Source organism: Ectorhizobium quercum, assembly GCF_026552795.1.
Lineage (GTDB): Bacteria > Pseudomonadota > Alphaproteobacteria > Rhizobiales > Rhizobiaceae > Ectorhizobium > Ectorhizobium quercum.
Genome location: NZ_JANFPI010000006.1, coordinates 44,625 through 61,541 on the forward strand (window position 1 = coordinate 44,625; position 16,917 = coordinate 61,541).

The window sequence follows — 16,917 nt, forward strand, 5'->3', positions numbered from 1 at the left end:
TACGTCTGCCGGAATGGCTTGAGCCCATCCAGAATGGCTTTAGCCCGTTTAGCATGAAAATGCAGGGGACCGGACAAAACTCTTAACAGCATATTACTTGCTCTTGCGCATACCACTCTTTATGAGAGGCCGTACCATTCAGGAGGGCCGCCATATGGTCTTTTTTCCCCATCGCCATCTGCTTGGCATCAAGGGCCTCACGCAAGAGGACATCACCTTCCTTCTCGACAAGGCCGACGAGGCCGTCAAGATCAGCCGGCAGCGGGAGAAGAAGACCTCCACGCTGCGGGGGCTGACCCAGATCAACCTCTTTTTCGAGGCCTCGACGCGCACCCAGTCGTCCTTCGAACTGGCGGGAAAACGCCTCGGCGCGGACGTCATGAACATGTCCGTCGGCAATTCCTCGGTCAAGAAGGGCGAAACGCTGATCGACACGGCGATGACGCTGAACGCCATGCACCCCGACGTGCTGGTCGTGCGCCATTCCTCCGGCGGTGCCGCCGCCCTGCTGGCCCAGAAGGTGTCGTGCTCGGTGGTGAACGCCGGTGACGGCCAGCACGAGCACCCGACGCAGGCGCTGCTCGACGGGCTGACGATCCGCCGCGCGCTCGGCACGCTCTCCGGCATCACGGTCGCCATATGCGGCGACGTGCTGCATTCGCGCGTCGCCCGCTCCGACATCATCCTGCTCAACGCGATGGGCGCGCGGGTGCGGGTCGTCGCCCCGCCGACGCTCCTGCCCTCCGGCATCCGCGACATGAGCGTCGAAGTCTACCATGACATGAAGGAGGGACTGAAAGACGCCGACGTGGTGATGATGCTGCGCCTGCAACGCGAGCGCATGTCCGGCTCCTTCGTGCCTTCGGTGCGCGAATATTTCCACTATTACGGCCTCGACGCCGAAAAGCTGAAGGCCGCCAAGGACGGCGCGCTCGTCATGCACCCCGGGCCGATGAACCGCGGCGTCGAGATCGCCTCGGAAATCGCCGACGGCCCGCAGAGCGTCATCGAGCGGCAGGTGGAAATGGGCGTGGCCGTGCGCATGGCGGTCATGGAAGCCCTGCTCGTCTCGCAGAACAACGGAGAACGGGCATGAGCGGCACCACCATTCTCAAGAATGTCAGGATCATCGATCCCTCCCGCAACCTCGATGAAACGGGCTCCATCGTCATCAGGGACGGCGTGATCGCCGAGGCGGGCGCTTCCGCGCTGAACCAGGGCGCTCCGGAAGGCGCGACGGTGAAGGACTGCAAGGGCCTCGTCGCCGTTCCCGGCCTCGTGGACGCGCGCGTCCATGTCGGTGAGCCCGGCGCCGAGCATCGCGAGACCATCGCCTCGGCCGCCCGCGCGGCGGCGGCCGGCGGCGTCACCTCCTTCATCATGATGCCCGACACCGATCCGGTGATCGACGACATCGCACTCGTCGAATTCGTGCGCAAGACAGCCCGCGACCAGGCCATCGTCAACGTTCACCCGGCCGCCGCGCTGACCAAGGGGCTGGCCGGGGTCGAGATGACCGAGATCGGCCTGCTGTCCGAAGCGGGAGCCGTCGCCTTCGACAACGGCCGCAAGCCGCTTTCCGATTCGCTCGTGCTGCGCCGCGTGATGAGCTATGCGCGCGAACTCGGCGCCGTCATCTCGCTCAGCCCCCGCGACAAGTATCTCGGCAACGGCGCGATGAACGAGGGGCTGCTGGCAAGCTGGCTCGGCCTGTCCGGCATTCCGAAGGAAGCGGAGATCATTCCGCTGGAGCGTGACCTGCGGATCGCGGCCCTGACGGGCGGCACCTATCACGCCGCGCTCATCTCCGTTCCGGAATCGGCCGAGGCGGTCAAGACGGCGCGCGAGCGGGGCGCGAAAGTGACCTCGGCGGTTTCGATCAACAACCTGACGCTCAACGAGAACGACATCGGCGAATACCGCACCTTCTTCAAACTTGCGCCGCCGCTGCGCACCGAAGACGACCGGTTCGCGATGGTCGAGGCGTTGAACAGGGGCGAGATCGACATCATCGTTTCCGCGCACGATCCGCAGGACGTCGACACCAAGCGCCTGCCCTTCCCCGAGGCCGAGGAAGGCGCCATCGGGCTGGAAACCCTGCTTTCGGCGGCGCTGCGCCTGCACCATGCCGGCCATGTCTCTCTGATGCGCCTCATCGATGCCATGTCCACCCGCCCCGCGCAGATCTTCGGCCTCGACGCCGGCACCCTGAAGCCGGGCGCCAAGGCGGACGTCACCCTGATCGATATCGACGAACCGTGGCTCGTCGCGCGCGACGAACTGACCTCGCGCTCCAAGAACACGCCGTTCGAGGATGCGCGCTTCAGCGGCCGGGCCGTGGCGACCTATGTCGCCGGCAAGCCGGTCTTCACGCTCTGAACAAGGGAGACAGGACGTGGCCCTCTTCGACGCATCGACCCTATCGGCGGGAACCGCAGCACTCGCCGCGATTCTCGGCTATCTGCTCGGCACGATCCCCTTCGGCCTGCTGCTGACGCGCGCCGCCGGACTCGGCGACGTGCGGAAAATCGGCTCGGGCAATATCGGTGCCACCAACGTCCTGAGGACGGGCAACCGGAAGCTCGCCGCCGCGACGCTTCTTCTCGATGCGCTGAAGGCGACCGCGGCGGTCGCCGCCGCCCGCTACGCGTGGGGCTTCGAGGCCGGGCTGGTCGCCGGCTTCTTCGCCTTTCTCGGTCACCTGTTCCCGGTCTGGCTGCGCTTCAGGGGCGGCAAGGGCGTGGCGACCTATATCGGCGTGCTGCTCGGCGTCCAGCCGTGGACCGTGCTCGTCTTCGCCGCCGTCTGGCTCGGCTGCGCCAGGCTGACGAAATACTCGTCGCTATCCGCACTGGTTGCGACGCTTGTCATTCCGGTTGTGTTGTGGATACTGGGCGAGCATTCCTTCGCCCTGACGATGGCCCTGATGACCGCCATTTCCTGGGTGAAGCACAAGGACAACATCAAGCGCCTTTTGGCGGGCACCGAGAGCAAGATCGGTCAGAAGGGATGAGATGGACGGCTTCGGCGCCGAGCGCAAGGGCATAGCGCTGACAGACCGACAGAAGATCGCCTGGCTCCGGCTCATCCGCTCCGACAACGTAGGCCCCGTCACCTTCCGCGATCTCATCAATCATTTCGGCTCGGCGGAAACCGCCCTCGGCATGCTGCCGGAATTGTCCCGCCGGGGCGGCTCGTCCCGCCATATTCGCGTCGCCAGCCGCGAGGAAGCCGAGCGGGAGATCGACGTCGCGCACCGTTTCGGCGCCCGCTTCGTCGGCATCGGCGAACCCGACTATCCCTCCGCCCTGCGGCAGATCGACGCCGCCCCGCCGTTGCTGGCCGTTCGGGGCGATGCGGCGGCCGCCGCGCCGCCGGCCATCAGCATCGTCGGCTCGCGCAACGCCTCGATCAACGGGGTCAAGTTCGCCGCGATGCTGGCGCGCGACTGCGGCCGGGCCGGCTACGGCATCGTGTCCGGGCTTGCCCGCGGCATCGATGCGAGCGCCCATCGCGCCAGCCTGCAAACCGGCACCATCGCGGCGCTGGCGGGCGGGCTCGACCGCCCCTATCCGCCGGAAAACCTGGGATTGCTCGACGAGATCTGGAACGGCAACGGCCTCGCCGTCTCGGAAATGCCGTTCGGCTGGGAGCCGCGCGCCCGGGACTTTCCCCGCCGCAACCGGCTGATCGCCGGCATTGCGCTCGGCGTCGTCATCGTGGAGGCCGCAAAACGCTCCGGCTCGCTGATCACGGCGCGGCTCGCGGGCGATTTCGGGCGGCTGGTCTTTGCGGTTCCCGGCTCACCGCTCGATATGCGCTGCCAGGGAACGAACGGCCTGATCAAAGACGGCGCCATCCTGACGACGGAACCGGCCGACATTCTCGACGCCCTGGCACCGCTCACCCGCCGCGATCTGTTTTCCCATTCGAAGGTCGAGGAACCGGGGCAGGAAACCGCCGCGCCGGCCGGAACGCCGCCCGATGACAGCGATCGCGCGCGGGTGTCGGAGGCGCTCGGGGCATCCCCCGTCGAAACGGACGACATCATCCGCCATACCGGATTGCCCGCCGCATCGGTCTATCTGATCCTGCTCGAACTCGATCTGGCCGGGCGCCTACAAAGACATGCCGGGGGTCTTGTCTCGCTCACCTTTGCCGGGTGAGAGCGCACGCCTGCCCGTCTGGATGTCCCCTGCTTCCACATAGGCCATTTCTATGAGGTAGCACAGCATGTCGGCCCCTTCACCGCGGGCAACCTGACGCAACTCACCAAGCATCTGGCGGATATAGGCGATGTTTTCTCGCGACAATTTCGTACCTTTTTCGGCGTCCGTCTTCTTCGAGACCATGTTTTTTCCCGCCTGCTGCTTGTGGGCGGAGTCATTCGCCGCCCGCCTTATTCGACATGAGGAAGCATAACGAAAACACCGCTAATTGCAATGCAATTCCCTTCACTTTTTGGTTGTGCTTCTCCTACGCATAATGTGAAATTTGTGGAAAAGACTTGACCGCACGCCAATCCCTGTCCATTTCGGAGGACTGTCACGACCGCAACCGCGTGGCCCAAGCCGGGCGCACCGGCCCCTTCCGGTTCCGTAACCAGAGAAACGAATATGAATGTCGTAGTGGTAGAATCGCCCGCCAAGGCCAAGACAATCAACAAGTATCTTGGCCCGGGTTACAAGGTTTTGGCGTCCTTCGGCCACGTTCGCGACCTTCCCGCAAAAGACGGCTCCGTTCTTCCGGATCAGGATTTCGAGATGATCTGGGAGGTCGACAGCGCCTCGCAGAAGCGAATCAAGGACATTGCCGACGCCGTGAAGGCCTCCGACGGCCTCATTCTCGCAACCGACCCGGATCGCGAGGGAGAAGCGATCTCATGGCATGTGCTCGATCTTCTGAAGAAGCGTCGCGTGCTGGGCGACAAACCGGTGAAGCGCGTCGTCTTCAACGCCATCACCAAGAAGGCGGTTCTTGATGCGATGGCGCATCCGCGCGACATCGACGTGCCGCTGGTGGATGCCTATCTCGCCCGCCGCGCCCTCGATTATCTCGTCGGCTTCAACCTCTCGCCGGTTCTGTGGCGCAAGCTGCCGGGCGCGCGGTCGGCCGGTCGCGTGCAGTCGGTGGCGCTGCGCCTCGTCTGCGACCGCGAAGCCGAGATCGAGCGTTTCGTCACGGAGGAATACTGGTCGATTTCCGCCCTGCTCTCGACGCCGCGCAACGACGAATTCGAGGCCCGCCTCGTCTCCGCGGGCGGCAAGAGGCTTCAGCGCAACTCGATCGCCAACGGCGAGGAGGCCGGCCGTCTCAAGGCGCTTCTCGAAGGCGCGAGCTACACGGTGGAATCCGTCGAGGCCAAGCCGGTCAAGCGCAATCCCGCACCGCCCTTCACCACCTCGACGCTCCAGCAGGCCGCGTCCTCACGGCTGGGCTTCTCCGCATCCCGTACCATGCAGATCGCCCAGAAGCTTTACGAAGGCTTCGACATCGGCGGCGAAACGGTCGGCCTCATCACTTATATGCGTACCGACGGTGTGCAGATGGCGGCGGAAGCGATCGACGCCGCACGGAGCGCCATTGCCAGTCAGTTCGGAGACCGCTACCGGCCGGAAAAGCCGCGCTTCTACTCGACCAAGGCGAAGAACGCCCAGGAAGCGCACGAAGCCATCCGCCCCACCGATTTCAACCGTTCTCCGGACAAGGTGAAGCGTTTCCTCGATTCCGACCAGTTCCGTCTTTATGACCTGATCTGGAAGCGCGGCATCGCCAGCCAGATGGCCTCGGCCGAGATCGAGCGCACCACCGTCGAGATCCTGGCCGAGAACAAGGGCGAGAAGGCCGGCCTTCGCGCCGTCGGCTCCGTCATCCGTTTCGACGGCTTCATCGCCGCCTATACCGATGCCAAGGAAGACGGCGAACAGGCCGACGACGGCGAGGACGGAGCCCGCCTGCCGGAAATCAACCGGGCCGAAGCGCTCGCTCGGCGCAAGATCAACGCACAGCAGCATTTCACCGAACCGCCGCCGCGCTATTCGGAAGCCACGCTGATCAAGAAGATGGAAGAACTGGGCATCGGCCGCCCGTCGACCTATGCGGCGACGCTCGCCACACTGCGCGACCGCGACTACATCACCATCGACAAGCGCAAGCTGATCCCGCAGGCCAAGGGCCGGCTGGTGACGGCGTTCCTCGAAAACTTCTTCACGAAGTATGTGGAATACGACTTCACCGCGGATCTCGAAGAAAAACTCGACAGGATTTCCGCCGGCGAACTCGACTGGCGGCAGGTGCTGCGCGAATTCTGGCAGAACTTCTTCCAGCAGATCGAGGACACCAAGGAACTGCGCGTCACCAACGTGCTCGACGCGCTGAACGAGGCGCTCGCCCCCCTCGTCTTCCCCAAGCGCGAGGACGGCTCCGACCCGCGCATCTGTCAGGCCTGCGGCACCGGCCACCTGTCGCTGAAACTCGGCAAGTACGGCGCCTTCATCGGCTGTTCCAATTACCCGGAATGCAATTTCACCCGCCAGCTTTCCAACGAGGGCGGCGCGGATGCCGAGGCGCTCGGCAACGAGCCGAAGGCGCTTGGCACCGACCCGATCACCGGCGAGGAGATCACGCTGCGCGCCGGCCGCTTCGGGCCCTACGTGCAGCGCGGCGACGGCAAGGAAGCCAAGCGCGCCTCGCTGCCGCGCGGCTGGAAGGTCGAGGATATCGACTACGAGAAGGCGATGGCGCTGATCTCGCTCCCCCGCGACATCGGCCAGCATCCCGAAAGCGGCAAGATGATTTCCGCCGGCATCGGGCGCTACGGGCCGTTCGTGCTGCATGACGGCACCTATGCCAATCTGGAATCCGTCGAGGACGTCTTCACGATCGGCCTCAACCGCGCCGTCACCGTTCTTGCCGAAAAGCAGTCGAAGGGACCGGGCGGACGTGGGCGGACGGCCGCTGCCGCCCTCAAGGAACTCGGAGAGCATCCGGGCGGCGGCGCGATCACCGTCCGCGACGGGCGTTACGGCCCCTACGTCAACTGGGGCAAGGTGAACGCCACCCTGCCGCGCGGCAAGGACCCGCAATCGGTCACGGTCGAGGAGGCGCTTGCCCTGATCGCCGAAAAGAGCGGCAAGTCCGGCGCCGCGGCCAGGAAGGCGCCGGCGAAGAAGGCGGCGTCCAAGGCGGCCGAAAGCGACGGCGAAACCAAGAAGGCCGCCAAGCCGAAGGCTGCCGCCAAACCGAAAGCCAAGGCGAAAGGCGCGGCGGCAAAGAAGAAGACAGCATCGTGAGCAAGAAACCGCGCGACCCGATTTCCAGCGCCGGCCGCAGGGCCGGCGGCACGTTTCGCGCGGATGCCGCTCCGCAAGATGTGATCGTCCACGGTGCCGTGCCGCCGCGCGAGATTCTCCTGCGCTTCATCGCCGACCATCCGGACAAGGCCTCCAAGCGCGAGATTTCCAAGGCGTTCGGCCTGAAGGGCGCGGCCCGCGTCGAGCTGAAGGACCTGCTGCGCGATCTGGAGGACGAGGGTCTCCTGCAAAAGAGCCGCAAGTCTCTGATCCGCCCGGGCGCGCTGCCGCCCGTGACCGTTCTCGACATCACCACCCGCGACAAGGACGGCGAACTGATCGCCCGCCCGGCGGAATGGCCGGAGGAAAACGGCGTTGCCCCCGCGGTGCTGATCCGCCAGTCCTCCGGCGGCGAACGCGGACGCACCAAGGCCCCGACGGCCGGGCTCGGGGACCGGATCGTCGCCAAGATCTTCCCGTCCAAGGACCGGACGGGCCCCGCCTACACCGCCCGCGTCATCAAGATCATCGACAAGAACCGCAACGCCTCGCTCGGCGTCTTCCGCACGATGCCGGGCGGCGCGGGCCGCCTCGTTCCGATCGACCGGCGCGGCGAGGAAATGGCCATCGACCCGGATTCCACCGGCGAGGCGAAGGACGGCGATCTCGTTTCCGTCGAGGTCACGCGCGGCGGACGCTACGGGCTGGCGCGCGCCAGGGTGCTGACCGTCGTCGGCTCGGTCGCCTCGGAAAAGGCGATCTCCATGATCGCCATCCACGACCACGGCATCCCTTACATCTTCCCGCAGCCGGTGCTCGATGCCGCGGCGGCCGCGGAACCGGCGCCGATGAAGGACCGCGAGGACTGGCGGCACGTTCCGCTCGTCACCATCGACCCCGCCGATGCGAAGGACCATGACGACGCGGTCTACGCGGAGCCAGACCCCTCGCCCGACAATCCCGGCGGCGTGATCGTCACCGTCGCCATTGCCGACGTCTCCTGGTATATCCGCCCCGGCAGCGCCATAGACCGCGAGGCGCTGAAGCGCGGCAATTCCGTCTATTTCCCGGATCGCGTCGTGCCAATGCTGCCGGAGCGCATTTCCAACGACCTGTGTTCCCTGCGCGAGGGCGAGAACCGCCCGGCATTGGCCGTGCGCATGGTGTTCTCGAAGGAGGGCCGCAAGGCGAGCCATACCTTCCACCGCGTCATGATGAAGAGCGCGGCCAAGCTTTCCTACCAGCAGGCGCAGGCCGCCATCGACGGCAGGCCGGACGACAAGACCGGCCCGCTGCTCGATCCGGTCCTCAAGCCGCTCTGGGCGGCCTACGCCATCCTCAGGACCGGCCGCGACCGCCGCCAGCCGCTCGATCTCGACATGCCGGAGCGCAAGATCCTGCTGAAGCCGGATGGCACCGTCGACCGGGTGTTCGTGCCGGAGCGTCTCGACGCGCACAAGCTGATCGAGGAAATGATGATCCAGGCGAACGTCGCCGCTGCCGAAACGCTGGAAAAGCGCCGCCAGCCGCTGATCTACCGCGTGCATGACGCGCCCTCGCTCGCCAAGCAGGAGACGCTGCGCGAGTTCCTCGCCACGCTCGACATCCCGATGGCCCGGGGCGGACAGGTGCGCGCCAATTCGTTCAACGGCATCCTGGCACGCGCCGCGGATACGCCGCACCAGACGATGGTCAACGAAATGGTGCTGCGCTCGCAGAGCCAGGCCGTCTACAGCCCGGAGAACATCGGTCATTTCGGCCTGAACCTGATGAAATACGCCCACTTCACCTCGCCGATCCGCCGCTATGCCGACCTGATCGTCCATCGCGCGCTGGTCGGCTCGCTGGGGCTCGGCGAAGGTGGCATCACGCCCGACGAGGAAGCCGGCCTCGACGATATCGCGGCCGAAATCTCGACGTTCGAACGCCGGGCGATGGCCGCCGAACGCGACACGGTGAACCGCCTCGTCGCCCATCATCTGGCAGGCCGCATCGGCGAGAGCTTCCAGGGCCGCGTGTCCGGCGTGATCAAGGCAGGACTGTTCGTCTCGCTGCCCGAGTACGGCGCCGACGGCTTCGTGCCGGTCTCGACGCTCGGCATGGACTATTTCATCTACGACGAGGCACATCAGGCACTGACCGGCGAGAAGACGGGGCTCGGCTACAGGCTTGGCGACAGTGTCGACGTGAAGCTCGCCGAAGCGCTGCCGCTGGCCGGCGCGCTGCGTTTCGAGATGCTGAGCGAGGGCCGCAAGATGCCCGCCGCCACGCGGTCGTTCCACAAATCGACCCGGCGGGGCGGGCCGAAACAGCCCGGAACCCGCCCGCCGCGAGGGCGCCGCTAGAGCATTTCCGCATTTCCGGACGCAAAACCGCTCAACATCTTGCCGGAAATGCTTTGAACGCGAAGCCGTGCGGAGGGTCGGGCTTGCAGGACCACGAGAAAAGGGACGAGGCGGCGAAGCCGGCCTATCTCAGACCGCGCGACGCCGCCGCGCTGGTGCTGATCGATCGTTCCGCCGCCCGCCCGCGGGTCCTGATGGGAAAACGCTCGAGCCGCCATGTATTCATGCCGGAGGCCTACGTCTTCCCCGGTGGCAAATGCGATGCCGGCGACCATGCCCTGCCCTTCTGCGCCGATCTCCATCCCGCCGTGATGGCACGGCTGCGCAGCGCACCGCCCGCCGGCCTGAGCGCCGCGCGCGGCCGGGCGCTGGCGCTGGCGGCCCTGCGGGAGCTGGAAGAGGAAACGGGCATCGCCGCCGCCGCTCCAGCGGACCTGTCCGGCCTGCGGCTTGCGGCCCGCGCCATCACACCGCCGGGCTACGTCCGACGCTACGACACGCGCTTCTTCGTCGCATTTGCGGACGAGGCCGGACTGGACCCCGCTGCCGCCCGCGATTCCGACGAGCTGCACGATATCCGCTGGCTTGACATCGACACGGATTCTTGTCTCAACATCCCCGCGATCACCCGCACCGTGCTCCTGGATGTCAGGGCGCTCCTGAAGGCCCGCCCGGCCCTGTCTCCGACGGAACCGGTCCCGTTCTACCGCATGCTTCGCGGACGCGCCGTCCGTTCTTTTCTCTGAGGTTTCCCGGCACATGAAGCAGGTCAAGACGCTCGACGACCAGAGGGCTGTCGAAACCATCCACTGGCCCTCGCTGGCCGCCGCCATGTCGGCCATCACGGCGGTCGGCATCGCCATCGGCCTCGGCCTGCCGCTGCTGTCCATCATCCTGGAGAAGCGCGGCATATCCTCGACCCTGATCGGCCTCAATTCGGCGATGGCCGGGATTGCCGCGATGGTCGCCGCGCCGCTGACCACCTGGCTCGCGCACCGGTTCGGTGTCGCCACCGTCATGCTCTGGGCCATCGTGATGTCGACCGTCAGCGGCATGGGCTTCTATTACGCGGAGAATTTCTGGTACTGGTTTCCGCTGCGCCTCGCCTTTCACGGCGCGATCACCACGCTGTTCGTACTGTCCGAATTCTGGATCAACACCGCCGCCCCGTCCTCCCGGCGCGGGCTGGTGCTCGGCATCTACGCCACCGTCCTGTCCATCGGCTTCGCGATGGGGCCGCTGATCTTTTCCTTAACCGGCAGCGAGGGCATCCTGCCGTTCCTGATCGCCGGCGGCGCGATACTCTCCGCCGCCATTCCCATATTCATCGCCCGCCGGGAAAGCCCGCGCCTCGGCGAAGCCGCGGAACACCATTTCTTCCGCTATATCCTGCTGGTGCCGACGGCAACCATCGCGGCCTTCGTGTTCGGCGCGGTGGAGGCTGGAGGGCTGTCGCTCTTCCCGATCTATGCGACGCGCGAGGGCTTCACCGAGGCGCAGGCGGCGCTGCTGCTGACCGTCATGGGCATCGGCAACATGGTGTTCCAGATCCCGCTCGGCATGATCTCCGACCGCATGGGCGACCGCAGGCCGCTGCTTGCCGTCATGGCGGTCGTCGGCTTTGTTGGCTCGCTCTGCCTGCCGCTGCTGACCGGCAACTGGATGCTGATGGCGGCGGTGCTGCTCTTCTGGGGCGGCAGCGTCTCCGGCCTCTACACGATCGGCCTTGCCCATCTCGGCTCCAGACTCAGGGGCTCCGACCTCGCCAATGCCAATGCCGCCTTCGTTTTCTGCTATGCCGTCGGCACCGTCGGCGGGCCGCAGGGAATAGGCGCAGCGATGGACGTGACGGGCAATGACGGTTTTGCCTGGGCGATTGCCGCCTTTTTTGCCCTCTATGTGGGCGTTTCCGTGGCTCGTCTGCTTTTCCGGCCAAAACAGACTTGACTTTTCGGGCGCGATTTGTAGTTTCCGGCCAGATTTCGCCGTGGGCCACACGCCGTCCACGGCTTCATTTTTAAGCTAAAGGCAAACGACCATGGCGAAAGCAACGACCATCAAGATCAAGCTGCTCTCGACGGCTGACACCGGCTTCTTCTACGTCACGACGAAGAACAGCCGCACGATGACCGACAAGATGACCAAGACCAAGTACGACCCGGTCGTCAAGAAGCACGTCGAGTTCAAGGAAGCCAAGATCAAGTAATTCCTGATCCGTGGCTTTGCAAAAGGGCGCGGCCTGCCGGTCGCGCCCTTTGCTTTGGGCCGGTGCGCCCTTCCGGTTCGATGCGGCTTTCCGTTCCGAATTGCGTCCACGACGAGAGAGACCGGTTCCCCGGCAAACGGACATCAAAAAGCGCCGCAACCCTTTCGGGCGCGGCGCTTTTTGATAAGGGGTCGGCCGGCACGCAACCGTGGCACGAGGAACCAGGTATATTTTGCGAACCAGCCGACCAGCCCCACGACCCAGGAGATGCGGCGGACCTGAGCATCATGGGGTAACTGTTCGACGTCTCGATCTTGAGCCGTCCTATGATGAGAACGTCGCTCATTTCCCGAAAAAAATCAACGCTTTCTTAACGTGAAAAAATTTTAATCTTTTTTCATGGTTAAAGATGGCAGGCCTTTAACTCCAATCCCGAAGTAAATCCGCTTCCACACCGTGTAAAATTCGCATTTTTACCAGGGAAGCAAAACTAAATTTTCCGCTTTAACGATAGACAACCCCATACATTCCGGTATTTTCAATAGTTTAGCAAAATCAAGCCCTTGAAAACAACGCATGAATAACGGAAATTCAACTTGGGACAACCGCCCGACCAATGCCTGCGGTTGCACTCTATACGTGCCAATATATCGAGGGTGACTTTTGGGGATTGTTACGCAGGGGCAAAGAACGGAACATTCGCCGCATCTCAGCCCCTGTCAATTGTCGCAACATTCTGGCAGAATTGCGGAGAAAATGGGCTTTATCCACAGGCTGCCGCCTCATCCCGCGGTCATCGCAAGCCAAAATCGCGCAATGTCATCCCGTTGTATCGAAATCGCATCAGCGGTTTGATTCTCAGGCAGCGGCGGCCACGACGCGATTGCGACCCATGTTCTTCGCCTCGTAGAGCGCCTCGTCGGCCTGCTTGAACAACCGTTCCGGGGTATGAGTTTCATCACCTATGGTTGCAATCCCCAGCGAGGCCGTGACATTCACCCGCAGGTCGCTGCCGCGCAGGGCGAACGGCGTTCCCTCGATGCTCAGGCGCAATCGCTCGGCCACCGACACGGCGGCTTCCCGGTCCGTATCCGGCATGACGACGACGAACTCCTCGCCACCGAAACGACAGGCGAGATCGGCGCCGCGCACCGCGCCGCGGATGCGCGCCGCGAACTGCCTCAGCACCTCGTCGCCGGCATCGTGGCCATACATGTCGTTGATGCTCTTGAAGCGGTCTATATCGGCGATGCACACAGACAGGGCACGGCCGCGGGCCGTCGCACGCGCGAACAGCGTCTTGATATGGTTGTCCAGATAGCGGCGGTTGCTCAGTCCCGTCAGCGGATCGGTGATGGCCAGTTCCATCGTCTGCTGAAGTCCGGCACGCAGCCGGTCGTTGTAGCGCTTGCGGCGGATCTGCGTCAGCGACCGCGCGATCAGCTCGTTCGGATCAATCGGGCGGGAAATGTAATCGTTGACGCCGAGGTCGAAGGCGCGGACGACCTGTTCGTCCGCGCCCTGCTCCGTCACCAGAAGGACGGGAATGAAGCGGGTGCGTTCCAGCGAGCGCAGCTGCGAGCACAGGCGCAGCGGATCGTAGTCTTCGAAATTCGAATTGACGATCACCAGATCGAAATTCGATTCCGCCGCCTCGAACACTGCCGCCTGCGGGTCGGACATAGGCATGACCGACGCGATCGGCTTGAGCGTCTTGACGATCCGTTCCTGCGACGTGCCGCGCCCGTCGACGAGAAGGATCCGCCCCCCCTCGTCCACCCGTTCGTCGGCCAGCTTCATCAGGTCGTCCATGCCCACTTTCCGGGCGGTCTCGGCCCTGATGCGCAGCTCGTCGCTGAGCGTCTTGAGGCGCATGAGGCTCTTGACCCGGGAAATGAGCTGAAGATCGTTGACGGGCTTGGTGAGGAAATCGTCGGCGCCGGCCTTGAGGCCGCGGACGCGGTCGGACGGCTGGTCGAGCGCCGTCACCATCACCACCGGGATATGCGCGGTGCGCGGATTGAGCTTCAGCCGCTGGCACACCTCGAAGCCGTCGATGCCGGGCATCATGACGTCCAGCAGGACCAGATCGACCTGGGTCGAATCGCAGATTTCCAGCGCGCGATGACCGTTCTCGGCCGTCAGCACCTCGAAATACTCCGCCAGAAGACGCGCTTCGAGCAGTTTCACGTTGGCGGGAATATCGTCCACGACCAGAATGCGTGCCGTCATGCTCCTACCTCGACACTCATCATGCGTCTCCGAGATACGTCTTGATGGTTTCGATGAACTTGGGAACCGAGATCGGTTTCGAAACATAGGCCTCGCAACCGCCCTGGCGAATGCGTTCCTCGTCGCCCTTCATCGCGAAAGCGGTGACGGCAATCACGGGAATCACATGCAGTTCATCGTCTTCCTTGAGCCATTTCGTCACTTCGAGACCTGAAACTTCCGGGAGCTGGATATCCATCAGAATGAGATCCGGGCGGTGCTTGCGGGCCAGATCGAGCGCTTCCATGCCGTTGCGCGTCTGAATGGTCGTGTACCCGGACGCCTCGATCAGGTCGCGAAAGAGCTTCATATTAAGCTCGTTGTCCTCTACAATCAAAACCTGCTTGGGCATACCTGATGTCCTTCGATCGCGCAGCATCGCACGTCTCCACGGCGAGCACGCTATCTTTATTTGGTTGAGAAACAGTAATTCCGGCAAGCATATGATCAGCAAGTTCAAAAACATTCGTTCCGCCGATCCGGAACCGGAAATACTGGCCCTCACCATTCTTGCCTGGCTTTCCGAGGAACCGGAACTTCTGTCCCGCTTTCTGGCGCTGAGCGGCTTGCAGCTTTCCCAGATCGCCGCCGTCGCCCGCGAACCGGCCTTCCTCGGCGGCGTTGTGGATTTCCTCATGGGCAACGAAGCCGATCTCCTGCGCTTCGCCGCGGCCACCGGCACCCGCCCCGAAGCAGTCGGCGAGGCATGGCAGCGCCTTTGCGGTGGCGGCCTCGATTCCGGCCAGATCTAAAGACCGTTATGAGCGAAACCCTGCCCGATCTCGAACATATCAGGCTCGGCGACCGGCCTCTCGCGGTCTTCGACGTCGATGACGTGGTGCTTCAGTTCATCGTGCCCTTCGAAGCCTATCTGGCGAGCATGGGCTTGCGGCTTGTGCCACGCTCCTTCCGTCTTTCCGGCAATATCGTCCGTCACGAAACCGGCGAGGCGTTGCCGGAAGCCGATATCAAGGCCACGATCCTCGGCTTCTTCGATACGCAGGAAACGTGGCAGACGCCGTTTGCTGAGGCGGCGGGCACCCTGAACGCGCTTTCGACATCGGCCGACATCGTTTTCCTGACCGCCATGCCGCCGCGCTATGCCGGGCAGCGCCGGCGCTTGCTCGATTCCTTCGGCCTTCCCTATCCACTGATCGCCACCGAAAATCCGAAGGGGCCGGTGGTGGAGCGGCTTCACGCCGGCCGGCCGCTGCCGCTCGCCTTCGTGGACGACATGGTTCGAAACCTGCAATCCGTCGCCGACCACGCGCCGCAGAGCCTGCGCCTGCATATGGTGCCCGAATCGGCCATTCACCGGCATGCGCCGCGCGCGCCGGAAAGCCTCGCACGCCTGTGCGGCTGGACCGATATCGCCGGCCTGCTGGCCATGCATTTCGCGCAGGACGGCACGGAACCGTCACGGGCGGCCTTGCCGACCTGACGGTGGCGGCATAAGGTGAATTTGTTCAACTTATGTTCCGGCGACGATGAGCAACACGGCTTCCTCCCCGCCCGGCTTCTGCCGGGACTGCCTGACGCAGCAAGCGCCGGAGCGCAGACGCTGCATCCGCTGTGGAAGTCCGCGGCTGATCTATCACCGCGAGCTTTACAGCCTTTCGATTGCCCATATCGATTGCGATGCCTTCTATGCCTCCGTGGAAAAGCGCGACGACCCTTCGCTGGCCGACAAGCCCCTCATCGTCGGCGGCGGCAGGCGCGGCGTCGTTTCCACCTGCTGCTACATCGCCCGCATTCACGGCGTCCGTTCGGCCATGCCGATGTTCAAGGCGCTGGAAGCCTGCCCGCAGGCCGTCGTCATCCGGCCGAACATGGAAAAATATGCACAGGTGGGACGGCAGGTGCGCGCGATGATGCAGGACCTGACACCCCTCGTTCAGCCGCTTTCCATCGACGAGGCCTTTCTCGACCTGACCGGAACGCAATTGCTGCATCACGACCCGCCGGCGCGCGTGCTGGCCCGTTTCGCCCGCCGGGTGGAGGAAGAGATCGGCATCACGGTTTCGGTGGGCCTGTCCTACTGCAAGTTCCTCGCCAAAATCGCCTCCGACCTCAACAAGCCGCGCGGCTTTGCGGTGATCGGCGAAGCCGAAGCGCTTTCCTTTCTGGCGCCGCGGCCCGTCACCTCCATCTGGGGGGTCGGCAAGGCCTTCGCCGCCCAGCTCGAGGCGGATGGCATCCGCACCATCGGCCAGTTGCAGACGATGGAGGAGAGCGATCTGATGCGCCGCTACGGCACGATAGGCCAGCGCCTCTTCCGCCTTTCGCGCGGTCAGGACGAACGGCGCGTGGAACCGGACGAGGAGGCGCGCAGCATTTCGGCGGAAACCACCTTCGACGACGATATCGCCTCGCACGACGAACTCGTGCCCGTCCTGCGCCGGCTGAGCGAGAAGGTCGCGGCCCGGCTGAAGGCTAAGGGCATTGCCGGCCGCACCGTCGTCCTCAAGCTCAAGACCGGCGATTTTCGCCTGCGCACCCGCAACCGGCGCCTGGAGGATCCGACGCAGCTTGCCGACCGCATTTTCCGCACCGGGCTCGCCTTACTGGAGAAGGAAACCGGTCAGGATACATTCCGGCTGATCGGCATCGGCGTGGCCGATCTCACCGACCCGGTGCTTGCGGACCCGCCGGATCTCGTCGACGAACAGGCGACACGGCGCGCCGCCGCAGAGGGCGCGATGGACAAGCTCAGGCTCAAATTCGGCAGCAAGGCCATCGAAACGGGCTACACGTTCGGCAGTGTAAAGCCGAAGCGATAAGTTGCCTTTCAAATTTTCCTTAA

The 16,917-nt window shown here is 64.3% G+C and carries 15 protein-coding genes; 12 read left to right on the forward strand and 3 right to left on the reverse strand.

Annotated elements, in window-relative coordinates; translation table 11 throughout:
* The first annotated feature begins 154 nt into the window (after window positions 1-154).
* Genes NOF55_RS17430 through dprA form a run of 4 tightly spaced genes read left to right on the forward strand, consistent with a single transcriptional unit; the run spans window position 155 to window position 4,166 of the window.
* A complete protein-coding gene (locus NOF55_RS17430; protein WP_306412395.1) occupies window positions 155-1,096 on the forward strand; it encodes an aspartate carbamoyltransferase catalytic subunit in 942 nt (313 codons plus the stop codon).
* Window positions 1,093-2,379 (forward strand): dihydroorotase, encoded by a 1,287-nt coding sequence (locus tag NOF55_RS17435; protein ID WP_306412396.1) that lies wholly within the window; start codon window positions 1,093-1,095, stop codon window positions 2,377-2,379. The genes NOF55_RS17430 and NOF55_RS17435 overlap by 4 nt, the downstream gene beginning before the upstream one ends.
* A 16-nt stretch (window positions 2,380-2,395) precedes the next feature.
* Entirely contained in the window at window positions 2,396-3,013 is a 618-nt protein-coding gene (gene plsY / locus NOF55_RS17440; protein WP_306412397.1) for a glycerol-3-phosphate 1-O-acyltransferase PlsY, read from the forward strand.
* 1 nt (window position 3,014) lies between these two features.
* Window positions 3,015-4,166 carry a DNA-processing protein DprA gene (gene dprA, locus NOF55_RS17445; RefSeq protein ID WP_306412398.1) on the forward strand — a complete coding sequence of 384 codons (1,152 nt, stop codon included), beginning with the start codon at window positions 3,015-3,017 and terminating at the stop codon, window positions 4,164-4,166.
* Here dprA and NOF55_RS17450 read toward each other — a convergent pair.
* The gene (locus NOF55_RS17450; protein ID WP_306412399.1) at window positions 4,119-4,352 is read right to left on the reverse strand and encodes a hypothetical protein; all 234 of its coding nucleotides are present in this window, start codon (window positions 4,350-4,352) and stop codon (window positions 4,119-4,121) included. The two genes, dprA and NOF55_RS17450, sit on opposite strands and share 48 nt — an antisense overlap.
* Before the next feature lie 264 nt (window positions 4,353-4,616).
* Here NOF55_RS17450 and topA point away from each other — a divergent pair, with 264 nt between their 5' ends.
* From topA to rpmG, 5 genes are all read left to right on the forward strand, one after another.
* On the forward strand, window positions 4,617-7,292 hold the full coding sequence (gene topA / locus NOF55_RS17455; protein ID WP_306412400.1) for a type I DNA topoisomerase: 2,676 nt from the start codon (window positions 4,617-4,619) through the stop codon (window positions 7,290-7,292).
* Entirely contained in the window at window positions 7,289-9,637 is a 2,349-nt protein-coding gene (gene rnr, locus NOF55_RS17460; protein WP_306412401.1) for a ribonuclease R, read from the forward strand. Before topA ends, rnr begins: the two co-directional genes overlap by 4 nt.
* Window positions 9,638-9,720: 83 nt before the next feature.
* Window positions 9,721-10,383, forward strand: a complete 663-nt coding sequence (locus NOF55_RS17465) for an NUDIX hydrolase (protein WP_306412402.1) — start codon at window positions 9,721-9,723, stop codon at window positions 10,381-10,383.
* Window positions 10,384-10,396: 13 nt separating this feature from the next.
* Entirely contained in the window at window positions 10,397-11,584 is a 1,188-nt protein-coding gene (locus NOF55_RS17470) for an MFS transporter (protein ID WP_306412403.1), read from the forward strand.
* Between the two features lie 91 nt (window positions 11,585-11,675).
* On the forward strand, window positions 11,676-11,843 hold the full coding sequence (rpmG, locus tag NOF55_RS17475) for a 50S ribosomal protein L33 (protein WP_306412404.1): 168 nt from the start codon (window positions 11,676-11,678) through the stop codon (window positions 11,841-11,843).
* An 858-nt stretch (window positions 11,844-12,701) separates the two neighbouring features.
* On the opposite strand, the gene NOF55_RS17480 is transcribed toward rpmG, so the two are convergent.
* Together NOF55_RS17480 and NOF55_RS17485 are read right to left on the reverse strand one after the other, a co-directional pair.
* The gene (locus NOF55_RS17480; RefSeq protein WP_306412405.1) at window positions 12,702-14,075 is read right to left on the reverse strand and encodes a PleD family two-component system response regulator; all 1,374 of its coding nucleotides are present in this window, start codon (window positions 14,073-14,075) and stop codon (window positions 12,702-12,704) included.
* Between the two features lie 19 nt (window positions 14,076-14,094).
* Window positions 14,095-14,466 (reverse strand): response regulator, encoded by a 372-nt coding sequence (locus tag NOF55_RS17485; protein WP_306412667.1) that lies wholly within the window; start codon window positions 14,464-14,466, stop codon window positions 14,095-14,097.
* A 91-nt stretch (window positions 14,467-14,557) separates the two neighbouring features.
* Between NOF55_RS17485 and NOF55_RS17490 the strand changes: the two genes are divergently transcribed.
* The 3 genes from NOF55_RS17490 to NOF55_RS17500 are packed head-to-tail and all read left to right on the forward strand — an operon-like array spanning window position 14,558 to window position 16,894.
* Window positions 14,558-14,866 (forward strand): DUF3572 domain-containing protein, encoded by a 309-nt coding sequence (locus tag NOF55_RS17490; RefSeq protein WP_306412406.1) that lies wholly within the window; start codon window positions 14,558-14,560, stop codon window positions 14,864-14,866.
* Between the two features lie 8 nt (window positions 14,867-14,874).
* Complete coding sequence (locus NOF55_RS17495; protein WP_306412407.1) at window positions 14,875-15,555, forward strand: hypothetical protein; 681 nt, start codon at window positions 14,875-14,877, stop codon at window positions 15,553-15,555.
* A gap of 46 nt (window positions 15,556-15,601) precedes the next feature.
* Window positions 15,602-16,894: a DNA polymerase IV gene (locus NOF55_RS17500; protein WP_306412408.1), complete on the forward strand. Its 1,293-nt coding sequence runs from the start codon at window positions 15,602-15,604 to the stop codon at window positions 16,892-16,894.
* Window positions 16,895-16,917: the final 23 nt, after the last annotated feature.

Excerpts from the sequence above, each read along its gene's own strand:
- NOF55_RS17500 (WP_306412408.1), top strand. The coding sequence starts at position 15,602 with ATGAGCAACACGGCTTCCTCCCCGCCCGGCTTCTGCCGGGACTGCCTG.
- NOF55_RS17485 (WP_306412667.1), bottom strand. The coding sequence starts at position 14,466 with ATGCCCAAGCAGGTTTTGATTGTAGAGGACAACGAGCTTAATATGAAG.
- topA (WP_306412400.1), top strand. The coding sequence starts at position 4,617 with ATGAATGTCGTAGTGGTAGAATCGCCCGCCAAGGCCAAGACAATCAAC.
- NOF55_RS17450 (WP_306412399.1), bottom strand. The coding sequence starts at position 4,352 with ATGGTCTCGAAGAAGACGGACGCCGAAAAAGGTACGAAATTGTCGCGA.
- NOF55_RS17495 (WP_306412407.1), top strand. The coding sequence starts at position 14,875 with ATGAGCGAAACCCTGCCCGATCTCGAACATATCAGGCTCGGCGACCGG.
- NOF55_RS17490 (WP_306412406.1), top strand. The coding sequence starts at position 14,558 with ATGATCAGCAAGTTCAAAAACATTCGTTCCGCCGATCCGGAACCGGAA.
- NOF55_RS17435 (WP_306412396.1), top strand. The coding sequence starts at position 1,093 with ATGAGCGGCACCACCATTCTCAAGAATGTCAGGATCATCGATCCCTCC.
- NOF55_RS17470 (WP_306412403.1), top strand. The coding sequence starts at position 10,397 with ATGAAGCAGGTCAAGACGCTCGACGACCAGAGGGCTGTCGAAACCATC.
- NOF55_RS17430 (WP_306412395.1), top strand. The coding sequence starts at position 155 with ATGGTCTTTTTTCCCCATCGCCATCTGCTTGGCATCAAGGGCCTCACG.
- rpmG (WP_306412404.1), top strand. The coding sequence starts at position 11,676 with ATGGCGAAAGCAACGACCATCAAGATCAAGCTGCTCTCGACGGCTGAC.
- NOF55_RS17480 (WP_306412405.1), bottom strand. The coding sequence starts at position 14,075 with ATGACGGCACGCATTCTGGTCGTGGACGATATTCCCGCCAACGTGAAA.
- dprA (WP_306412398.1), top strand. The coding sequence starts at position 3,015 with ATGGACGGCTTCGGCGCCGAGCGCAAGGGCATAGCGCTGACAGACCGA.